19 protein-coding genes and 3 riboswitches are annotated in these 20731 nt (G+C 39.7%); of the genes, 11 read left to right on the top strand and 8 right to left on the bottom strand.

Going from position 1 to position 20731, the window contains the following annotated elements; translation table 11 throughout:
- From tenA to HF078_RS09525, 4 genes are all read right to left on the bottom strand, one after another.
- Complete coding sequence (gene tenA / locus HF078_RS09540) at positions 1-684, bottom strand: thiaminase II (protein ID WP_169290943.1); 684 nt, start codon at positions 682-684, stop codon at positions 1-3.
- A 102-nt stretch (positions 685-786) separates the two neighbouring features.
- Positions 787-893, bottom strand: a riboswitch (TPP riboswitch).
- Between the two features lie 74 nt (positions 894-967).
- Positions 968-2248 carry an MFS transporter gene (locus HF078_RS09535; RefSeq protein ID WP_169290942.1) on the bottom strand — a complete coding sequence of 427 codons (1281 nt, stop codon included), beginning with the start codon at positions 2246-2248 and terminating at the stop codon, positions 968-970.
- A gap of 130 nt (positions 2249-2378) precedes the next feature.
- Positions 2379-3344 (bottom strand): quinone oxidoreductase family protein, encoded by a 966-nt coding sequence (locus HF078_RS09530; RefSeq protein ID WP_169290941.1) that lies wholly within the window; start codon positions 3342-3344, stop codon positions 2379-2381.
- Positions 3345-3459: 115 nt separating this feature from the next.
- Positions 3460-5511: a transglycosylase domain-containing protein gene (locus HF078_RS09525; protein ID WP_169290940.1), complete on the bottom strand. Its 2052-nt coding sequence runs from the start codon at positions 5509-5511 to the stop codon at positions 3460-3462.
- 260 nt (positions 5512-5771) lie between these two features.
- Positions 5772-5873, top strand: a riboswitch (purine riboswitch).
- A gap of 44 nt (positions 5874-5917) precedes the next feature.
- Between HF078_RS09525 and ade the strand changes: the two genes are divergently transcribed.
- The 6 genes from ade (at position 5918) to HF078_RS09495 (ending at position 10539) form a co-directional block, all read left to right on the top strand.
- Positions 5918-7690, top strand: a complete 1773-nt coding sequence (gene ade / locus HF078_RS09520; protein WP_169290939.1) for an adenine deaminase — start codon at positions 5918-5920, stop codon at positions 7688-7690.
- A 114-nt stretch (positions 7691-7804) separates the two neighbouring features.
- Positions 7805-8320 (top strand): universal stress protein, encoded by a 516-nt coding sequence (locus tag HF078_RS09515; RefSeq protein WP_169290938.1) that lies wholly within the window; start codon positions 7805-7807, stop codon positions 8318-8320.
- Positions 8321-8455: 135 nt separating this feature from the next.
- Positions 8456-8905 carry a hypothetical protein gene (locus tag HF078_RS09510; protein ID WP_169290937.1) on the top strand — a complete coding sequence of 150 codons (450 nt, stop codon included), beginning with the start codon at positions 8456-8458 and terminating at the stop codon, positions 8903-8905.
- Between the two features lie 365 nt (positions 8906-9270).
- Positions 9271-9864 carry a TetR/AcrR family transcriptional regulator gene (locus HF078_RS09505; protein ID WP_169290936.1) on the top strand — a complete coding sequence of 198 codons (594 nt, stop codon included), beginning with the start codon at positions 9271-9273 and terminating at the stop codon, positions 9862-9864.
- A 2-nt stretch (positions 9865-9866) separates the two neighbouring features.
- Entirely contained in the window at positions 9867-10223 is a 357-nt protein-coding gene (locus HF078_RS09500) for a DMT family transporter (RefSeq protein ID WP_169290935.1), read from the top strand.
- A gap of 1 nt (position 10224) precedes the next feature.
- Entirely contained in the window at positions 10225-10539 is a 315-nt protein-coding gene (locus HF078_RS09495; RefSeq protein WP_169290934.1) for a DMT family transporter, read from the top strand.
- A gap of 40 nt (positions 10540-10579) precedes the next feature.
- On the opposite strand, the gene HF078_RS09490 is transcribed toward HF078_RS09495, so the two are convergent.
- Positions 10580-11830, bottom strand: coding sequence for a dicarboxylate/amino acid:cation symporter (locus tag HF078_RS09490; protein WP_169290988.1), 1251 nt, complete (start codon positions 11828-11830; stop codon positions 10580-10582).
- Between the two features lie 314 nt (positions 11831-12144).
- On the opposite strand from HF078_RS09490, the gene HF078_RS09485 reads away from it, so the two are divergent.
- On the top strand, positions 12145-12375 hold the full coding sequence (locus HF078_RS09485; RefSeq protein WP_168862980.1) for a hypothetical protein: 231 nt from the start codon (positions 12145-12147) through the stop codon (positions 12373-12375).
- An 86-nt stretch (positions 12376-12461) separates the two neighbouring features.
- Here HF078_RS09485 and HF078_RS09480 read toward each other — a convergent pair whose 3' ends face one another.
- Complete coding sequence (locus tag HF078_RS09480; protein ID WP_169290933.1) at positions 12462-13364, bottom strand: aldo/keto reductase; 903 nt, start codon at positions 13362-13364, stop codon at positions 12462-12464.
- 166 nt (positions 13365-13530) lie between these two features.
- On the opposite strand from HF078_RS09480, the gene HF078_RS09475 reads away from it, so the two are divergent.
- The 3 genes from HF078_RS09475 to HF078_RS09465 all read left to right on the top strand — a co-directional run bounded on the left by HF078_RS09475 (position 13531) and on the right by HF078_RS09465 (position 18269).
- The gene (locus HF078_RS09475; protein ID WP_169290932.1) at positions 13531-14358 is read left to right on the top strand and encodes an STAS domain-containing protein; all 828 of its coding nucleotides are present in this window, start codon (positions 13531-13533) and stop codon (positions 14356-14358) included.
- Between the two features lie 164 nt (positions 14359-14522).
- Positions 14523-14718: riboswitch (cobalamin riboswitch) on the top strand.
- 199 nt (positions 14719-14917) lie between these two features.
- Positions 14918-17179: a ribonucleoside-diphosphate reductase subunit alpha gene (locus HF078_RS09470; RefSeq protein ID WP_169290931.1), complete on the top strand. Its 2262-nt coding sequence runs from the start codon at positions 14918-14920 to the stop codon at positions 17177-17179.
- Between the two features lie 46 nt (positions 17180-17225).
- Positions 17226-18269 (top strand): ribonucleotide-diphosphate reductase subunit beta, encoded by a 1044-nt coding sequence (locus tag HF078_RS09465; protein ID WP_169290930.1) that lies wholly within the window; start codon positions 17226-17228, stop codon positions 18267-18269.
- Between the two features lie 362 nt (positions 18270-18631).
- On the opposite strand, the gene HF078_RS09460 is transcribed toward HF078_RS09465, so the two are convergent.
- Positions 18632-19411, bottom strand: a complete 780-nt coding sequence (locus tag HF078_RS09460) for an undecaprenyl-diphosphate phosphatase (RefSeq protein WP_169290929.1) — start codon at positions 19409-19411, stop codon at positions 18632-18634.
- 14 nt (positions 19412-19425) lie between these two features.
- Entirely contained in the window at positions 19426-20013 is a 588-nt protein-coding gene (gene uptA / locus HF078_RS09455; RefSeq protein ID WP_169290928.1) for an undecaprenyl phosphate transporter UptA, read from the bottom strand.
- A gap of 127 nt (positions 20014-20140) precedes the next feature.
- On the opposite strand from uptA, the gene HF078_RS09450 reads away from it, so the two are divergent.
- Positions 20141-20494 (top strand): hypothetical protein, encoded by a 354-nt coding sequence (locus HF078_RS09450; protein ID WP_169290927.1) that lies wholly within the window; start codon positions 20141-20143, stop codon positions 20492-20494.
- Positions 20495-20731 lie beyond the last annotated feature (237 nt).

The raw sequence follows: 20731 nt of genomic DNA, 5'->3' as shown, positions 1-20731 counted from the left end.
CTATGCCTTTATTGCCGTTTCTGGTACCGGCCACTGCTCTAAAGTGTAGGCCATTTCCCAGAAGGAATATTCATACTGGCTGCTGATGATGAAATATTCAAGCATTCTAGCTTTCTCTTCTTCTGTCGCTTTGCCTGCCAACTCATCCAATCTATTGATTTGCTCCTCTACAAGCTCCCTGAACCATTCGCCACCATACGCTGCAATCCATTCCTGATAGATTGGTTCAGCTGGAGTACAATCTTTTAATCTTTCACCAATTTCATAATATAACCAGTAGCATGGAAGCAAGGCTGCAATCACTTCTCCCAAACCGCCGGTTAACACGGCACGATACATATGGGAAGTATAAGCGTGTGCTGTAGGAGCTGCCTGGAAAGCTGCCTTTTCCACCTCTGTCACGCCAAGACGTTTTGAAAAATTTTCGTGTAGGGATAATTCTGCTTCGTATGTACCTTGTGCATGTGCTGCCATCCTTGCCGTTGTATGTAGGTCATATGCTTTTGCACCTGCGTAAGCTTGCACTTTTGCAAAGTGACTCAAATAATAGGCATCCTGCAATACATAATACTTGAATGACTCTAAAGATAAGTTTCCATCTGCTATCCCTTGTACAAATGGGTGATGAAAGCTTGCCTCCCAGATATGATCCGCCTTTTCTCTTACAAGCTGTGAAAATTTCATTCTCGATTCCTCCTAAAATTGTTTGTAAATGCAAAAAACCACCTTCCTCGCTTGCGCAAAGAAGGTGGTGAATTCACTAATATAGCTGAAGATAAAAAATTTAGTGTTTCGACCCCACTTCCCTACGCTGGTGTTAACCAGATCAGGTTCTAAGAGTCTTGAAGTCACACTTCAATCTCAGCCTTATAAAGGCACCCCTAGTGGTAAATTCGTATTAAGTTGTCGGAAAGCAATTTCTGATACCTATGTTAATTTGCTTTTTCTATTTTGTCAAAGATTAATTTTACACAGAAGCGGAATTTTCCAATCCTTCTGTCGGCTCTTCCTCTTCTGTAGCATGTTTAGGCAAAGTAAACATATAGAACAATCCAACAAACAATAAACAGCCACCGACAAGAAGATGAAGCCCTTCCACTGTAAGGATTTTTTGAAAAGTCAACGCAATAACTCCGAGAGTAACAGATTGAGACAACATCATCAAAGGAGTAATCCAGCCCTGTACCCGGCCCATCATTTTAGGATCTACAATCCTTGGTAACCATCCACCAATTCCAATGTTGACAAAAGGCAGACCTAGGCCAATTAAAGCAGTGAATGCCAAATAGTAATACATATCTGGGCTGTATCCACTTGCCACGACAAATGCACCAGAAATACTTAACCCTATAATAACCATTTGATAAAGTTTCAGCTTTTTCGCCAACATAGAGGCGACAATGCTTCCGACCATAACCGAGATGCCAAATACTATTCCCATCACCATCATAAGCTGCTCATAGTCTGTTGGAGCGAGTTTGTATTTAAGTATATAGGCTGGCATTACGGACAGACCACCGTTCACAATTCCGAAAACAAAGAAGCCGATGATAAGGTAGACCAACAAAGGATTTTTTAAAATATACAGCATCCCATCTTTAAAATCATTTGCCACAAACCTAACATTTAGTTGAGTCAATTTGTGCCGTCCATTGGGGAGGACAACATTCTCCTCCAATTTACACGCATGGATTAGTATCGCACTGACCATATAAGTGACAAAGCATACAAATATCGCTCCCTGAAGCCCAACCGTCCAGTAAATGAAGATCCCAAGGGCATTACCAAACAACATGAACAAGCTGCTTGTCATCTGATTCAAGCCTGCTGCAACCGTGTACTCATCTTTTGTCAGTATTCCTTGAATAATTGCTGCTTGAGCCGGATGGAAGAATTTAGATACCGCACTTCTTAAAAACAGCAGGGCAAAAACCAGCGGCATCCAATCAATGTAAATAGCACCCATAAGAGCAAGAGATAACACAGCACAAATTACATCACTGTAGACAGCAACCTTTTGACGATCCATTCTATCCGCAAGTACCCCAACTAGGAAGAATACTGCGAGTGTCGGCAAGGAGTACATTAATTCCGTCAAAGCGGCATAGAATGGCTGATCCGTATAGCGGTCCAACAAATACAGCATCAAAGCGGCAATGCCAACAATACTCCCCATGGTTGATGTAAAAGAAGACCAGAACAGCAAACTGTAATTGGGTTTTTTGAATATCTCCATCATATTTCTCATCTATATCCCCCACCAATCATTACTAATTAAGCTTATCTTACCTTAATTAGTAATGATTGGTAACAGACTTCCGGGGCTTTTTCTCTCCGTCTGGAGGTGGAGGTGGTTTTGGTTTTGGAAAGATCACTTTTTAGGGAATCAACACGATTTTCCCCGTACTTTTCCTGCTCTCTAACAATTCATGGGCCTTTGCTCCGTCCTCTAATGAGAACATTGTAGGAGATTCAATACGCAGTTTGTCCTCCTGCAACCATTGAAATAGTTGAGTTGCTCTTTCGATTCGTATTTCTCTAGTCTTTAACACGTTCCATAAATCCCCACCTGTCAACGTTTTGGAAGTATCCATAAGCATACGGGGATCAACATGTACTGGGTCTCCTCCTGCCATTCCGTAAAAGACAACCGTCCCTCCTATTCTTGTGGCTTGGAAACTATCCATAAGTGTAGAACCTACCGATTCGTACACGACATCTACACCTTCTCCAGCTGTTAATTCTTTTATTTTTTCTGACCATGATGATTCATAAAGCAATACCTCTTTTGCTCCTGCCTTTTTTGCAACGTCAGATTTCTCTGTTGTGGAAGTAAGGCCGATGGAAGTACCTCCACGGATTGTCACTAGCTGTGTCAGTAATTGTCCTACACCACCGGCAGCAGCGTGAACAAGAACTGTATCACCATTTTTTACTTGATAGCTGTCATGTACAAGATAATGTGCCGTAAGTCCTTGCAGCAAAAGAGAGGCAGCATGTTCAAACGTCACTCCATCCGGTATTGGAATTGCCTTGTCATATGGAACTGCAACAAGTTCTGCATTGGCATGCGGGACATCTGCAAAAGCTATTCTGTCACCTACCTTAATATCTTTAATGGAAGTACCAACTTTAACAACCATTCCTGCCCCTTCATATCCAAGAATATAAGGAGGCTCACCCACTAGATGATAGTTACCTTTTCTTCTGTATATATCAGCAAAGTTGAGGCCTATCGCCTTTGTTTGTACAAGCACATCGGAATCACCGATTGATGGCTGAGGGATTTCACTATACTGTAATACATCCGGACCACCGAATTTATTAAACGTTAAAGCTTTCATTGGGACACCTCTTTGTTTTATGTTTTTGTAAATTAATTATATTACCATACTATACACAAAGGTTTAATGTTGCAAAAAAAACACCCTTCTCTATTTATGAGAAAGGTGTTCATTATTAATCGTCGTCATCTTCTTCTTCGTCATCGTCATCATCTCGATCTTTCTTTTTACCACGTTCTTTCTTGTCTTTCTTGTCTTTCTTGTCTTTCTTCTCTCTCTTTTTTTCTTCTTTTTTGGATTCTTCTCGTTTTCTATCCTGTTCCTTCTTAGATTGTTCTTTCTTCTTCTGAAGGGGTCCAGGTAAATTAAACGATTCCACCGGCTCCCCTTCGAGTGCTTCACTTACAACCTGTTGGAAGACTTTGGCGGAAGGACTACCCGCTCCAGAGATGATGGGAAGGACGTTTTCAGCGGATTCTTTATCAAACCCAATCCAGAACGCCCCAACAATTTGTGGAGTGAAACCAACAAACCATTGATTAGAAGTGGCGCCGTGATTATTATCAGCGGTTTGAGTAGATCCTGTTTTTCCGGCAACTTCCCGTCCATCAATGATGGCGTTTTTCCCACTTCCTTCTTCCACAACACCTTTAAGCATAAAATTCATCTTTTGCACAGCTTCTTCAGAGAATACACGTTCCTTTTCCTCTTCAAAAGAAGCCACTTCTTTTCCTGTTACCGTTTCTATTTTTACAATTCCATGCGATTCAATAATTTCCCCGTTATTGGCATAGACAGAATACGCTTCGGCCATATGTTTCGGGGAAACACCATGAAATCCACCCAAAGCGATATTACCTAACGTACGATCTTCTTTTTCATCCACCGGCAAATACAGCTTTTTCGCTGCGTCCATTCCTTTTTGGATTCCCATATCATACAGCAAGGAAACCGCAGGAATATTATAAGAATTCAATACGGCATCATACATAGAGACCTCTCCACGAAAATCCAAGGTGTGATTTTGCGGCTTGTAATCACCAAATTCAGTGGGGGAATCATTTAACATGTCATACACATCATATCCCTCTTCAAGAGCCGGTGTATAAACGAGTAACGGTTTTGCTGTTGATCCAGGTGGTTTCTTAAGTTTGGATGCCCGGTTAAAATCGCGGAACTGATAATCCCGGCCACCGATCATCCCTAGAATTCCGCCTGTTTTAGGATCAAGCAGAACGCCACTACTTTGCGCCACTTCTCCTGACTTACCGGTAGGAAAATTTGCTGGATCTGCATACACTTTTTCAAGCGCTTCCTGCACCTTAGGTTCGAGTGTGGTGTAAATGCGATATCCACCAGCTAGAAGTTCACTCTCACTGATGCCATACATTCTTTCGGCCTCATCAATAATGTAATCCGTAAAGCTTGGGTATTTCCCTTTATGTGGATCTACATGTCTTGTTTCAAGTTTTAATTCCTCTTCTTTTGCCGCTTCCACTTCTTCAGCCGTGATGAATCCTTGTTGATGCATGAGGGATAGCACCAAGTTTCTTCGTTGTATGGAGCGCTCCTCATTATTTAAAGGAGATAGCGCGGATGGAGCTTTAATTAATCCGGCTAACGTTGCAGATTCTGCAAGTGTCAGATCTTTCGGGTCTTTTGCAAAATAAACCGCGGCTGCCCGCTTAATTCCCCATGCTCCTTCACCAAAGTAAATCTGATTAAGGTATAAACTGATGATTTGGTCCTTCGAATAGGATTTTTCCACCTTTTTAGCTAAGAAGAACTCGTCAGCTTTTCTTTTTAAAGTCTTATCATGTGATAAAAAGACGTTTTTCGCCAGTTGTTGTGTAATCGTACTTCCGCCCTGCACGTAGCCTCCAGCTTTAACATTTGTTGTAAGGGCACGCAAGGTACCTACAAAGTCAAACCCATCATGCTCATAAAAACGCTGATCTTCTACAGCTACAACCGCCTGCTTCATCACTTCCGGTATTTCATCAGACGGGACACCTTCAATCTGATTGGATGTAATCCTGCTTGCAACTTCCCCATTCTTATCATATAGTACCGATGATTGTGGAAGTGGGTCTGTCAGTGCACTAACGTCCCTTGTATTAATATATAATTGCATTCCAAGCAATATTATGAGAGCCAGTAACCCCGCAATAAGAAGTACCGCTCTCATGCTAACTTTTCGTTTATACTTACTTGCTCTTTCAGCCATAAGAACCCCCTATATGCAACAAAACTAATTATAGTTATTCGAATGCCTGCCTCTCTTTTTTAGGGTGACATGCATATTCAAAGAATGACCACATTAGAAAATGTATGAGCCATTCATCTTTGTAGATCATACCATTCCTCCAACTTAAACACTATTACATACCCTTTTTCAACAAAAGTGAACCCCTATACTCATATTCGAAATTTTCCGGCTATAAATAGAGACTTGACGTTAATTCCTCCACCCAACTATAATGGGAAAAATACTCATTTAGAACTACTCGTATAATCTTGGAGATATGGTCCATAAGTTTCTACCAAACTACCGTAAAGAGTTTGACTACGAGAATCCCCACCCTCTTATTGTAACTGCAAAAATAGCGCAAAAAGATTGAGGGGTATTCTCCATGGTCGAACTCCAAGTTATTTCTTGGAGTTTTATCTATTTTGGAGGGGAAAAAATGACATTAAACTTGGAATCTATGATAAAAGCAGCAGCAAAAAAGACAAAAGCAGACCTTGTTATTAAGAACGGCAGAATAATAGATGTATTTAATTTAGAGATAATAGAGGCAGACATTGCCATTAATGACGGCATGATTATCGGCTTAGGCATTTATGAGGGGCATGAAGTGGTAGATGCTAACGGCGCATTCATTTGCCCTGGCCTTATTGATGGTCATGTTCATATGGAATCTTCTATGATACATCCCCACCATTTCACCCGGACAATATTAGAACATGGAGTCACAACGATCGTGACTGATCCGCATGAAATTGCAAATGTAAGTGGGACCGCCGGGATACAATTCATGTTAGATGCTACAGAGAAAGCCCCAGTTGATGTATTCTTCATGCTACCTTCTTGTGTCCCCGCTACATCTTTTGAGCATAATGGGGCCACCATTCAAGCAGAAGACCTTACTCCATTTTACGAACATGACAGAGTTATCGGTTTGGCCGAAGTGATGGATTTTCCTGCAGTCCGTGACGGTAATGCAGCCATGCTCGCAAAATTGGCACAAGCATTTAAGAATAATAAAAAAATCGATGGACATGGCGCAGGCCTTGCTCCTGAAGACATAAATATTTATGCATCCGCCAACATAAAAACGGATCATGAATGCGTGTCGGCACAAGAAGCAAAGGAAAGACTTAAGCGTGGAATGTATGTCATGATGCGGGAAGGAACTGTCGCAAAAGACGTTAGAGCCTTGATTCCACTTGTAAATGAACGTAATGCAAGACGATTTCTATTTTGTACGGACGATAAACACCTTGATGACTTAGTAAACGAAGGTAGCATTGATCATAATGTCCGCATCTCCATCCAGGAAGGACTTGACCCTCTGCTAGCCATTCAAATCGCTACTTTGAATGCTGCAGAATGTTTCTCCTTAACGGATAGAGGTGCGGTCGCACCAGGGTATCGTGCGGATTTATTATTCATCGAAGACCTTGAGAACTTCACTATCAGAGATGTCTATAAGAATGGTTTAAAAACAGGAGGCAAAGGCCCACTCTCACCTATTCCTGTTTCAAATCTTTTACAGAACTCTGTAAACATGAAACCTATTGATAAGGATGATCTAAAAATAAGTGTGAGAACCGATCAACCATGCAACATGATAGAAATTATCCCCAACAGCCTTGTTACCAAGCACATAAAAGAAACTGTGACAACCAATAAAGGTGAATTTATTCCCAGTATTGATAATGATCAATTAAAACTCGCAGTCATTGAAAGACATAAATGGCTTGGGCATATTGGTCTTGGAATAGTTAAAGGGTTTCAAATAAAGAATGGAGCGATAGCATCTACTGTAGCACATGACTCTCATAATATTGTTACTGTTGGCACCAGTGATGAAGATATGTTAGTTGCAGTCAAGGCAATGGAACAGATTAATGGAGGCTTGGTGGTGGTTTGTGAGGAAAGAGTAGTTGCCTCATTGCCATTAGAGATTTCGGGTTTGATGGCCAATATGACTACAGAGAATACTCTTTCTTCTTTAAAAGAGCTACATGATGCCCTTCACCTCATTGGCAGTCAAAATAGCTTTAACCCTTTTGTAGCACTATCTTTTTTAAGTCTTCCTGTTATCCCGGAATTAAAGTTGACTGATACTGGACTTTTTGATGTAAAAAAGTTTGAGCATATTCCCATTCAGGCTTTGTAGAACAAGTATGGCATGATTTCCATCTCTTCTTCCTAGTTTTAAAAGTTGTTGCTTAGGGTACTTAATCTACAACAATAAGCTTACTTAAAATAATGGAAAAGGAGACGATGGAGAATGGAAACTTTCACTAATATCTTAATTGCGTATGACGGTTCCAAGAGCAGTCTGAAAGCAGTACAAATGGGGATAGATATGAAAAAAAAGCTACACTCACACCTTACCATTTTACATGTCTTAGAAGAAACATCTGTAAATGTCCCAATACCTGCTACAAGACCTGACACACTACCTGCCGGAGGAATGGGCAATGTGGATGGATTGAATATTTATACAAATAATGTGAAAGAAACGGTACCTAGTCAGCAGCGTGTTGCTACTGCCGATGAAGATTACATCTCTCAATCACTTAGCGAAGTGCATACCTTACTAGCTCAAGAAAGAGTGAAGGCACCAGTAGAAGTGATGCAAGGAGATCCTGCTAAAACCATTTGCAACTATGCCGACACAAATGAAAATGACCTAATCATTATCGGAAGCAGAGGGCTTGGAGGATTAAAGAAATTGATACTCGGAAGTGTAAGTGATAAAGTCACGAATACGGCTAATTGTCCAGTACTAATTGCAAAATAGGCATAAATTTATATATTGCTTTCTATCTATCAGGTTCCACTTTGGAATCTGATATTTTTTTATGGTACTTAAAAATTCACCAACCTCTGGGCGCCTGCATAACGTATAGAGAATTTATTAGAAGGGAGCAATCCTATGTATCCTTATCGTCAACTTAGTTTTCCGCCATTCGGACCGCCTCCCGGTGGTGGGCAAGGACCAGGTTTTGGGCCGCCTTCCGGTGGACCGCCTGGATTTGGACCCCCTGGCGGACCTGGTGGAGGTCCGGGATTTGGACCGCCTGGCGGAGGACCTGGTGGAGGTCCGGGAAGTGGCCCACCACCAGGTCCTCCACCATCTACTCCACCGCCTCAAACCGCTAGTTTCGGCGCACCAGGTGGACCTACAGCATTGGCAGTGGACCCAGGTGCATTCTATGGTTGTTTATACCGCTATACATGGGTTCGGTTAAATAATGGGGAGCAATTCTGGTTCTATCCTACCTTTATTGGAAGAAGGTCGGTCGCTGGTTACCGCTGGTTCTTTTTTACTTGGATGTACTATGGAATAGACTCTAATCGAATTCGTTCTTTCCAATGCGTATGATACATTAAAGAAATAATTATTCATAAAAGCAACACACCACAGTTTAAACTGCGGTGTGTTTTTTTAATGTGATTCTCTTGTTGTGAGTCGATGTGTATTACTTTGAGCTCCTTGTCGTGAGGCTGCTAAACGCTCTGTTTTCCCAATGGCTCTATGCTCTGTCTGGGACTTAAATAGAGCCTGCCTCTTCTCCAACTTGGCCTTCAACCTCTTATTCACATCAATTCCTCCCTCATCTCTTACCTAATAAATACCCACTTTGTCCAATATAAAACACATTGATTTTTTAAGTCAGCTATCATATAATGGGTTTTATGAAAAACCTAACGAACGGTAGGTAGTTTGGTCTCAGGAGGGAAAACATTATGTCTAATTCCACAACGGAGCGCATAAAGAAGCACGCACTCCAGCTCTTTGCTCAAAAAGGATATTTTGGTACATCTTTAAATGAGGTAGCATCACTAGTTGGTATAAAGAAGCCTTCTCTGTATGCTCATTTCAAAAATAAAGATGATCTGTATATAACAATTTTGCAAGAACTGATGGAGAATTTTGTCGAACGTGTCACAATTGATTCCGCCGAGTTGGAGTCGAGTACGACAAGAGCGTTGTTGTATCGCTTTCTAATTAATATGGTAGATTTCTGGAAAGACGAAACATTGGGTCTATTGTATAAACGGACTCTTCTTTTCCCAGAAGAAAAATTTCGTTCATCCATCCATGAACAATTTCTTCAAACAGAAATCTATACAACTGATATTTTGTCTAAAATCTTTACGAAAGGACAACACAATGGTGAAGTGCCTTCACAGCCATTGGAACCTCTAATTGATGCATATTATTGCTTAATTGATGGATTGTTTGTTCAACGTTTCTTTTATTCGAGTTCTGAATTCGACAAGAAAGTCGAGCATGCTTTTGAACATTTTTGGAAAGCAACTGAGATAGGAGGAAGGTAGCCATGCAATGGATACTTATTTTTATCGCAGGCCTACTGGAAATTATTTGGGTAATAGGTCTAAGGTATTCAGAAGGATTCACTGTTCTAACACCAAGTATAATAACCCTAATTACATTAGCAATCAGTTTTTACTTGTTTTCTAAGTCATTAAAATTTTTGCCAATAGGAACTGCATATGCCATTTTCACAGGGCTCGGTGCAGCAGGTACAGCAATTGTAGGGATATTATATTTTGGAGAGTCAGCAAGTCCCTCCAAACTGTTTTTTCTAAGCCTTATGTTAATTGGAATTATTGGATTAAAAATGACTACTTCTGATGAAACAACGGAAACAGAAGTGCCAGAGGAGGGGAAATAGATTGGCGTGGATTTTTCTTACTATAGCTGGCTTATGTGAAATTGGGGCAGTTGCTTCACTAAAATTAGCAGAAGGATTCAAAAGACTTATTCCTTCTATTTGTTTTGTGGTAATTGGCTTGTCTAGCTTCTACTTTCTGTCCCTTGCTTTGAAAGAAATACCGATGGGTACTGCTTATGCTGTCTGGACAGGAATAGGTTCGGCGGGTAGTGTACTTTTAGGAATGATTTTCTTTCATGAATCTAAAGATAGAATTCGTATTTTTTTACTCTCATTGATCATTATCGGTGTGATTGGTCTCAAGTTAGCACAATAAAAAAAGCCATTCCATTTTTTTATCTGGAATGGCTTTTGATTTATATTCTTTGTTCTTTTGGTATTTTAACTTCTCCATCTTCAGATCTTGCCACAATATAAGCACAAGCGGCATCTCCAGTAATATTGACAGCTGTTCTAGTCATATCTAGCAGACGGTCTATCCCTAATATTAAGGCAATTCCTTCAACCGGAAGGCCGACCTGTCCTAGTACCATGGCAAGCAGGATGAACCCTACCCCTGGAACACCAGCTGTACCGATACTTGCCACAACGGCTAAGCCAACGACTGTCAAAAGCTGGGTCAAAGATAAATCAATGCCGTAAACTTGAGCAATAAACACGGTGGCAACACCTTGCATAATAGCCGTGCCATCCATATTAATGGTTGCACCCAACGGTTGTACGAAGCTACTGATCCTCTTTGGCACACCAAGGTTTTCTTGCGCGACATCCATGGACATCGGTAAAGTTGCGTTACTACTTGATGTACTAAAAGCGACACTCATAGCTGGACTAAAACGTTTAAAGAAAATAATAGGATTGATTTTCCCGAGTAAAAATAAAGCAATTCCATATGTGACAAAGAAATGAATAAATAAAGCTAAAATGACGACTAAAAAGTATGCTCCCATTGCTTTGATAGCATCTAAACCTAGTCCGCCAACTGCTGAGGCAATTAAACCGAATGCACCATAAGGAGCTGTTTTAATTACGATATTTACCAACAGCATTACGATATCATTCGCTTGTTCAAGCAAAGTTTTTACCTTACCTGCTTTTTCACCTAAAGCATTTATGGCAAATCCAAGTAAAACGGAAAATGAAATAATCTGCAGCATTTCCCCTTCTGCCATTGCTTTTATTGGATTTGTTGGAATAATGTTTAATAATGTTTCCATAACCGGAGGAGCTTTTTCAGGTGTATCTTCTTCAGCTAATTCATCCACTAACATACTTTCAAAGTCACCGGCAAGGCCCGGTTGAATAACGGAAGCAAGTGTAAGTCCGATAGTTATGGCAATACAAGTTGTGATCAGGAAAAAAAGAATGGTTTTCAGACCGATACTTCCAAGCTTTTTCGTATCCCCAAGTCCTACCACTCCAAGTGTTATGGAGATTAGTACGATTGGAACAACCAGCATTGTAATGAGGTTTAAAAAGATTTTTCCGAGTGGTTGGAATAAATATGTATCCAATGGTTCAAATAAAGATGGTGCATAAACATTTAATGCAAGTCCAACTAGAATACCTAAAATAAGACCGATTATTATTTTCTTCGTCAATGTCATTTTCACATCGAAATCCTCCCTTTTGTTATACTAATAAAATTTCTCTCTTCAAACACCGGAGACTTCCCCTTTGAATCGACAAAAGGCGACTTTTTTCATTCTACGGTGTATTTTTATTTATGTAAAGTGATTTATGATAGACCATTTTCCTTACACCTGTTATAATACACAATAAAAAGACCGAAAGTCGGGTTGTTTTCCATTTGAATTTTTGATATATTTAACAACTGATTTCTATTTTAATTACCCACAATTTTAACTTTTATAGCATTTACAAATAGAAAATTTTTCATGCAATTAATGGAGGGGTTTAAATGAAATTACTTTGGAGGGTAATCGTTGCAATATTTGTTCTTATTGTTGCAAAACTGGCTTTGGATTCTTATCAAATAATTAAAGTTGCTGCCGGTGGAGATCATATTAGAATTGATCCAGCATTGTATTTTAATTTGTCCTATGTGATTTTTGGTTTTATAGGAATGATGTTTTTCTCGGATATTTATAAAAAACACATGAAAAAACGAAACAACCAGTTAAAATTTTAATGGAATACCATCCAAATTATGGTTATTTCTACATAAAAAACCAGGACAATGGTCCTGGTTTTTTTATTATTAAAATATAATGAAAGTTAATCTACTTCTTTTCCTTTAGACGCTTCTAAAATTTCAAACCACTGCTGTTTAGAAAGTTGGATATTCAATGATGAAGCCGCCGACTTTACTCTTTCTAGCTTTCCTGAGCCAACTATTGGAATAATTTTAGCAGGATGCGTTAATAACCAAGCATATAGCACCTGGTCCATTGATGTTGCACCAGTTTCACCTTGTATTTTCTCTAACACATTTCTCACTCGACTAACGTTGTCATCTGTACTAGTGAAGATACTTCCTCCTCCTAGTGGCGACCATGCCATTGGAGAAATTCGATCCATTTGGCACTGTTCGATAGTACCTTTTTCAAAGTGTTCCAAGTGAGTAGCCGCAATTTCAATTTGATTTGTCACCAACGGTTCGTCTAAGTAGGAGTTGAGCAGCTTGAATTGTGAAGGAGCAAAGTTGGATACGCCAAAACGTTTGACTTTTCCTTCTCTTTTTAACTGAGTGAATGCCTCAGCCACTTCACTTGGATCCATCATTGGGTCTGGTCTATGTATTAATAAGACATCAATATAGTCCGTTTGGAAATTTCTTAATGATCGTTCTGCAGATTGAATGATGTGCTCTTTGCTAGTATCATAATATTTAATTTTATGCTCCGGTCTATTGGAGGAAATCAATTTGATTCCACACTTTGTCACTATTTCAATCTTTTCTCTTAAGGATGGCTTTAATGCTAGTGCTTCGCCAAATTTTTCTTCTACTGTGTAATTTCCATAGATATCTGCATGATCAAAGCTCGTAATGCCAAGATCCAAACAGTTCTCTATGAAATTCACAACCTCTTCGTTGCTGTAACCCCAATCATTCAATCTCCACATTCCATGAACAATTCTAGAGAGGGAAACATCTTCTGCTAACTGAACTCTTTCCATATCAACACTCCTATCTATCTAATAATAAGAAATTATACCTCTTTTAAGTATAATTAGCCAAAAATACTGCTTATTTCCTATTCTAACCTATTAAAAGATATACATCTTTGGGACTTTAAATTAAAATAGTTATAAAATACAACTGGAATAAAGAAAGGATCTTACCATGACTAACACGTCCAACTTCCTTATAGGTCAAAAATTAATAGATTTGAAGAATGAAGTAGCTGCTAGCATGCTATTGGAAATTCAAAATGCTTATCCTAATGTACCACAATATAGAGATGAAGCAATTGAGGCTCAGATTAAGGAAATCTTTCGGACATTATTAGTATTCTTGGGCGAATATGTCCAAGACCCTGAAAATAAAGTTTTAGACCGTGCCAAAGAATGGGGAGAATCTGTAGGATACATGTCTGTGAAGTCTGGCGGATCACTGGAAGAAACACTTTCTAATATGACGTTATATAAAAAATGTCTATGGGCCTTTATTCAAAGAGAAGGTTATAAAGACGGGCTTAACATGAACCAAATTACAGATATTTTCATTCTAATAGATGAAATCTTTAATATTATCGTCTATGGATTCAGTCACGCCTTCTCCATTGCTACTGAACAGAAAATGTTAGAAACAAAAGCTACTTACATTCGACTGTCCATTCCAATAGTCCCTTTACAAAAAGGGGTAGGGGTTCTGCCTCTAGTCGGAGAAATTGATGAGGTTCGCGCTGGAATACTGATAGAAGAAACACTGGAAAAAAGTAAAAACCTTTCAATATTCAACCTTATCATCGACTTTTCAGGTGTTTATCGTTTAGACGGAACCGCTTTGCACACCATGGACCTGCTGATTCGTTCTCTCAAACTAATTGGCATCACACCAATCATAACAGGCCTGCGACCAGAACTCAGCCTACAATTCATCAACCTGGGACTCAACCTTAAAGACATACAAATCTTTGGTTCAATTGCGCAAGTATTACATGAACAATAAAAAATCCTGCCGGGGTCAGACCCCGGCAGGATTTTCCGCTTTCACGTCGAACCCTCCATAAAATGTCTTGCCATTTGTTTGTGATTCCTTTATGATAATACTATCATTCTTATCAATACCATATATTGATTATTTTCATTAAATTAATAACTACATATAGTATTTCGACATTTTACGTTAAAGGTGTCTTTTTATAGACTTAATAGGGAAGCCGGTGAGAATCCGGGACTGTTCCCGCAACTGTAAGTGCAGACGATTTTGAGAAACCACTGTACATGAACGCTTAACGGCTCTTGTATGGGAAGGCTCAAAATAGGAAGAAGCACGAGTCAGGAGACCTGCCTTTACCGATTTAGTTTCTTTTCTTCGGGAGTTGAGAAGATGAAACGATACATAGAACATGGTAAAGCAGAACAGGGTTCCTTTGATTGTTGGTGATACCCTTCACCTATTTCTTTTGGACCCCCTCCCTGCATTCTTTCCTTCTATCTATGATCGTTTGATCCACTCAACTATTGAGTGGATTTTTTTATTTTAGATGAAGTGGAGCGTGGTAGAAATGACCTTACATACCAAGACTGAACATAAAGAAAATACACCTAACATTCAAGATTACCAAAGACTTATAGAAACTGTTTTATCAGAGTTTCCACTGTTAGATACGAATGTCTTTTTACAAAAAGCTACAAAAATTATGGATAAACTGCTCCATCAATCCAATCAACATGAACTTACAAACCAACTAATTCTAGAAGCTCTCAATCATGTGGACGAACTTGAACCAGACTGGACCTATGTTGCATCACGGCTACTATCACAAAAGCTGCAACAAGAAGTGTGTCAAAACAGGAAGATCACTATACCCTATACCGATTTTTATTCATTAATCAAAAGTTTAACAGAACAAAGAATCTATCAAACTCAGATACTAAACGCATACACACAGAAAGAAATTAATGAATTAGAGGCTGTCATTGAACCTGAAAAAGACTATCTATTTACCTATATTGGACTTAAAACGTTAACTGATCGCTATTTAACTAGGGATCATCACAAACGTTTACTAGAATTGCCTCAAGAACGATTCATGATTATTGCCATGACCCTTATGCAAAAAGAAGAACAAAATAGATTACATTACGTCAAAGAAGCATATTGGGCAATAAGCAATTTGTATATGACCGTTGCCACGCCGACATTCGCCAATGCTGGAAAAACTTACGGACAGCTCTCAAGCTGCTTTATTGATACTGTTGATGACAGCTTGCAAGGGATTTACGACAGTAATACAGACATTGCTAATCTTTCAAAATCCGGAGGTGGCCTTGGTGTTTATCTTGGAAAGATACGGAGCCGGGGCAGTGATATTCGTGGTTTCAAAGGCGTTTCAAGCGGAGTGATACCATGGATGAAACAATTGAACAATACAGCAGTAAGTGTCGATCAACTAGGTCAGCGAAAAGGAGCCATTTCAGTCTATCTCGATGTGTGGCATAAAGACATCTTTTCTTTTCTAGACAGTAAGCTCAACAATGGGGATGAACGTATGCGTACTCATGACCTCTTCACTGGGGTGTGCATTCCTGACATTTTTATGGAGCAGGTGGAAAACAGAGGAGACTGGTATTTATTTGATCCACACGAAGTCAGGCAGTTAATGGGCTATTCTCTAGAGGACTACTTTGATGAGAAAACAGGTAGCGGCAGCTTCCGCAAAAAGTATAAGGAATGTGTCAATCATCCAGCGCTCCCAAAAGAAAAAGTGCCGGCTATTGAAATTATGAAAGCAATCATGAAGGGGCAACTTGAAACTGGCAGTCCATTCATGTTTTATCGTGATGAAGTGAACAGAATGAATCCAAACCATCATAAAGGAATGATCTATTGCACGAATTTATGTACAGAAATTACACAAAATCAAAGTGCCACCACAACGAAAACGCAATATATAGAGGACGGCTCTATCATAACTGTTAAGACCCCCGGAGATTTTGTCGTGTGTAATTTATCTTCCATTAACCTTGCTCGGACTGTAAAAGAAGGCCAACTGGAACGTCTAATTCCCATTCAGGTTCGGATGCTTGATAATGTTATTGATTTGAATATAATACCTGTACTACAGGCAAAGATGACCAATGAAAAATATCGTGCCGTTGGATTGGGAACATTCGGTTGGCATCATTTGCTGGCCCTTGAAGGGATTAAATGGGAATCCACTGAGGCAGTGCACTATGCAAACGAGCTTTACGAAAAAATTGCTTATTACACCATCCAAGCTAGCTCACTTCTCGCAAAAGAAAAAGGATCATATCCGGCATTTGAGGGTTCTGATTGGCAAACGGGTGACTACTTCCATAAACGAAATTATGGAACAGACTCAGATTTAGATTGGGAAAAACTTCAAGAAGAAGTAGCCAATTACGGGGTCCGAAACGGTTATCTAATGGCGGTTGCCCCCAATGCGACCACATCCATCATTGCCGGTAGCACTGCTAGCATTGATCCCATTTTCCTTAAGGTGTATTCAGAAGAGAAAAAAGATTACAAGATTCCAGTTACAGCACCTGACCTTAACGCAGAGACAACCTGGTTTTATAAATCGGCTTATCATATTGATCAGCATTGGAGCATTGCCCAGAATGCAGCAAGGCAAAAACATATCGACCAAGCCATATCCTTTAATCTGTATGTTACGAACACTGTGAAAGCAAAAGCTCTCCTTGAACTTCACCTGGATGCATGGAAGCAAAAATTGAAAACAACCTACTACGTCCGATCCACCTCTTCAGAATTAGAGGAATGTGAATCATGTTCAAGTTAGACCGTTATCATTTGTAAACTAACAAGCTAAAAAAGGAGAATGAATAATGAATGATCACCTAAAAACACGTACCTTAATGGATGTGGACGCACCAAATAGATCGACCAAAATCATAAACGGAAAAAGTTCCAATGTCCTAAATTGGGACGATGTCGCATTTACATGGGCTTATCCAAAATATAAAAAAATGCTCGCCAACTTTTGGTCACCATTTGAAATCAATATGTCCCAGGATATCAAGCAGTTTCCTCACCTGTCCCCACAGGAACAGGAGGCATTCTTGAAAATTATCGGACTCCTTGCACTCCTTGACAGCATTCAGACCGACTATGCAGGAAAAGTGGCGGACTATTTGACCGATTCCAGTCTTAACGCCCTAATGATTATGCTAGCACAGCAAGAGGTGATCCATAACCATTCCTACTCCTATGTTCTATCAAGCCTTGTACCGAGAAAGAAGCAAGAAGAGGTGTTTGAATACTGGAGAACAGAACCCATCCTTCGAAAAAGAAATGACTTTATTACAGATGGTTACAAAGCATTTTCTGAAACACCCTCGGTAGAAAATTTGCTAAAATCCATCGTATATGATGTTATTTTGGAAGGCCTATTCTTCTATTCGGGCTTTGCATTTTTTTATCACCTGGCGAGAAATCAAAAAATGGTCTCTTCCAGTACGATGATCAATTACATTAACAGGGATGAGCAAATTCACGTAGATTTGTTTGTGAAAATATTTAAAGAGGTCCTTCAAGAATATCCAGAACACAACACAGAAAGTCTGGAACTATTTGTGGAGGAGACTTTTCAACAGGCGGCACAACTGGAGATTGAATGGGCGAGACATATTATCGGAGATCAATTTGCAGGAATTGAACTGGAGGATGTCGAGGCTTATATTAAATTTTATGCCAACGTCCGTGCCCATCAACTTGGTTTCAAGCGCCCTTTCGAAGGCTTCCGCACAAATCCATTAAAATGGATCAAAGCTTACGAAGACGTCGACCTAGGAAAATCGGATTTCTTCGAACAAAAATCCAGACAATACACAAAAGTAAACGTAGTGGACAACGGATTTGATGAATTATAAAGATTTTCTTCCTATGATTGAAATACCTTACTAGATTGGAGTGGAAGGCGCGTAGTCGCCCGCGGAAGGAAGGGACAGGTGAGACCCCGCAACGGAGAAGGCCACTGAAAAACTGATATTACATAGTATTTTGTAATTTCGAGCTGTGGATTGGAGCAAAAGACGAAGACTCCTCGAAAATGCTACGCATTTTCTTCGTGCGATGTTTCGCTGCCGAAGCCTTCCTTGTCCTGAGGGAGATAGCGCTAGGTGGAGACCCCGCAGGCAAGCGAAGCGCCTGGAACGGAAATCAACCGTATTATATTATTTTTGATGTTATTAAGATAGGCAGTGTACCTTTAACGTACACTGCCTATCCTTAGTTAAAACAACCCCATATATTGAAGCACCAATATTACTACCCCCAATATCCATACATAAATCGCAAACATACGTAGAGAATGCTTTTTCAAATAGTTAATCATCCATTTCACAGCAATATACCCAAAGAAACAAGATGCTAAAATTCCTATAATCAATGAGGATAAAGAGATATCCTCCCTGCCGACTTGAGCCACTTCCACAGTTTGTAAAAACACAGCCCCTGCAATGGCAGGTGTAGAAAGTAAGAATGAAAAATATGCCGCTGTTTCCCTATCCAACTTCCGAAACAAGCCTGCTACAATGGTTAATCCCGACCTCGAAATTGCCGGAAAAATAGCAGCAGCTTGGAAAGATCCAATAAACAATGCATCCTTCCACGTAATATCCTCCATCTTTTTCGCACCTTTCTTGATGGAGTCCGCAAACCAGAGAAAGGCGCCTGTAATTAGAAACTCCCAGCCAATCGTCACGCCTGTTTTGGAAATTTCTTCAAAATAGTCTTTGAAAGTAAGTCCAATAACTACTGCCGGAATGGTTCCGATAACCATCAGAAAAGATAATTTATGAAATGGGTTACGAATGATTTTAATAAATTCTTCTCGGTAAAAATAAAGAACTGCTATTAACGTGCCGAAGTGAAGCATCGTATCTAGCAATAGCCCCGCTTCTTGCAAACCAAAAAGATTTCTTCCCAGATATAAGTGACCTGTACTGGAAATTGGCAGGAATTCAGTTAATCCTTGAATGATCCCCAATATGAAAGCTTCTATTTTGGACATATCTTCTCCCCCTCCTATTCCGTTCTTTTTCTATCAAAAACAAAATAAGTGATGGCTCCAAGGATAATTAATATCATTAAAGGAATGATGAGAGGTTGTGCGGCGTGTTTAATATTCCGCCAGTTCTCACCTAGTTGAAAACCAATATATATAAATAAAATGGTCCATGGAATAACTGCTGCAACTGTATATAAAAGAAAAGGCAAAAACTTCATTTTGGCTATACCAGCTGGAATGGAAATAGCGTGCCTCACCACAGGAATAAATCGAGCTGTAAAAATGACAATCGGTCCGTAATTCTGAAACCATTTTTCCGAAATGTCTAAATGCTTCGGCTGAATCAATATGTATTTTCCATACTTCTCAAGAAATGGCCTTCCGCCAATGCTTCCTGCCCAGTATAAAAAAAGCTGAGCCAATGTACCACCTGCCACACCTGCGAACATTGCTCCCATAAACCCTATCTCCCCAATGGAGATTAAATAACCACCATATCCAAGGACGATTTCGCTAGGAATGACCTCCACCATTAAGCCAAGAGCAATTCCCCAAACCCCCAATGTGGTGAAAAATTCAAAAATAGATAAAAAAAAGTTCTCCATATCCTCACCTCATTTGTAAGAGAGTTGTCCCTAACAATGTATGAGAGCAAGTCCACGAAAAGCACTAAAATAAGAAAAGGGTTTTCACTAATTATGTCGAATCTTACATGTATGGAGGTGCTGATAAATGAAGAAAATCTTTATTCTATCCCTATTCCTCCTTTTTCTAACAGCCTGCGGTATGCCAACACACATTCCAGATCGTTTTTCTTATATTGAAGTTGTTGAACAAAAAGAAGAGGAATCACTGTCTGAGATTGAAGATATTGAAATCATTCTAAAAGACAGTGACATAGTCATCGGCTTAGATGAGGCAGCGGAGAAGTATCCAGATTACAATATTGAACATACTCCCGCTTATATAGTGTTTGAGTATACAGGTTATCTTACCGACGACATGATTTTATTCACCTACGACAAGGAAGAGGCTGTTACGTTATTGAAAGAAAAAATTCAAGACGAAAAAGAAAAAGTGGAATAAACAAAAAGTCGAACAAATGCATCTGCTTCCGTTCGACTTTTAAATAGGTCAAAAAAATCCCCAATAATATATGAGGTTTCTAGCTGTTGATTGGAGCAAAAGGCTAAGACTCCTGAGGGAGATAGCGCTAGGTGGAGACCCCGCAGGCGTAGCCGAGGAGGCTCCAGCGGCGCCCCTAGGAAAGCGAAGCCATTTGCGGAAATCAACAGCGCGTTCAATGTAATCGCTTACTTCTGG

Source organism: Bacillus sp. RO2, from assembly GCF_012911845.1.
GTDB lineage: Bacteria > Bacillota > Bacilli > Bacillales > Bacillaceae_I > Sutcliffiella_A.
Note: the sequence above shows the minus strand (reverse complement) of the source record. Positions and strands in the feature narration are given on the sequence as shown.

Excerpts from the sequence above, each read along its gene's own strand:
- tenA (WP_169290943.1), bottom strand. The coding sequence starts at position 684 with ATGAAATTTTCACAGCTTGTAAGAGAAAAGGCGGATCATATCTGGGAG.
- HF078_RS09535 (WP_169290942.1), bottom strand. The coding sequence starts at position 2,248 with ATGAGAAATATGATGGAGATATTCAAAAAACCCAATTACAGTTTGCTG.
- HF078_RS09530 (WP_169290941.1), bottom strand. The coding sequence starts at position 3,344 with ATGAAAGCTTTAACGTTTAATAAATTCGGTGGTCCGGATGTATTACAG.
- HF078_RS09525 (WP_169290940.1), bottom strand. The coding sequence starts at position 5,511 with ATGGCTGAAAGAGCAAGTAAGTATAAACGAAAAGTTAGCATGAGAGCG.
- ade (WP_169290939.1), top strand. The coding sequence starts at position 5,918 with ATGGTCGAACTCCAAGTTATTTCTTGGAGTTTTATCTATTTTGGAGGG.
- HF078_RS09515 (WP_169290938.1), top strand. The coding sequence starts at position 7,805 with ATGGAAACTTTCACTAATATCTTAATTGCGTATGACGGTTCCAAGAGC.
- HF078_RS09510 (WP_169290937.1), top strand. The coding sequence starts at position 8,456 with ATGTATCCTTATCGTCAACTTAGTTTTCCGCCATTCGGACCGCCTCCC.
- HF078_RS09505 (WP_169290936.1), top strand. The coding sequence starts at position 9,271 with ATGTCTAATTCCACAACGGAGCGCATAAAGAAGCACGCACTCCAGCTC.
- HF078_RS09500 (WP_169290935.1), top strand. The coding sequence starts at position 9,867 with ATGCAATGGATACTTATTTTTATCGCAGGCCTACTGGAAATTATTTGG.
- HF078_RS09490 (WP_169290988.1), bottom strand. The coding sequence starts at position 11,830 with ATGACATTGACGAAGAAAATAATAATCGGTCTTATTTTAGGTATTCTA.
- HF078_RS09485 (WP_168862980.1), top strand. The coding sequence starts at position 12,145 with ATGAAATTACTTTGGAGGGTAATCGTTGCAATATTTGTTCTTATTGTT.
- HF078_RS09480 (WP_169290933.1), bottom strand. The coding sequence starts at position 13,364 with ATGGAAAGAGTTCAGTTAGCAGAAGATGTTTCCCTCTCTAGAATTGTT.
- HF078_RS09475 (WP_169290932.1), top strand. The coding sequence starts at position 13,531 with ATGACTAACACGTCCAACTTCCTTATAGGTCAAAAATTAATAGATTTG.
- HF078_RS09470 (WP_169290931.1), top strand. The coding sequence starts at position 14,918 with ATGACCTTACATACCAAGACTGAACATAAAGAAAATACACCTAACATT.
- HF078_RS09465 (WP_169290930.1), top strand. The coding sequence starts at position 17,226 with ATGAATGATCACCTAAAAACACGTACCTTAATGGATGTGGACGCACCA.
- HF078_RS09460 (WP_169290929.1), bottom strand. The coding sequence starts at position 19,411 with ATGTCCAAAATAGAAGCTTTCATATTGGGGATCATTCAAGGATTAACT.
- uptA (WP_169290928.1), bottom strand. The coding sequence starts at position 20,013 with ATGGAGAACTTTTTTTTATCTATTTTTGAATTTTTCACCACATTGGGG.
- HF078_RS09450 (WP_169290927.1), top strand. The coding sequence starts at position 20,141 with ATGAAGAAAATCTTTATTCTATCCCTATTCCTCCTTTTTCTAACAGCC.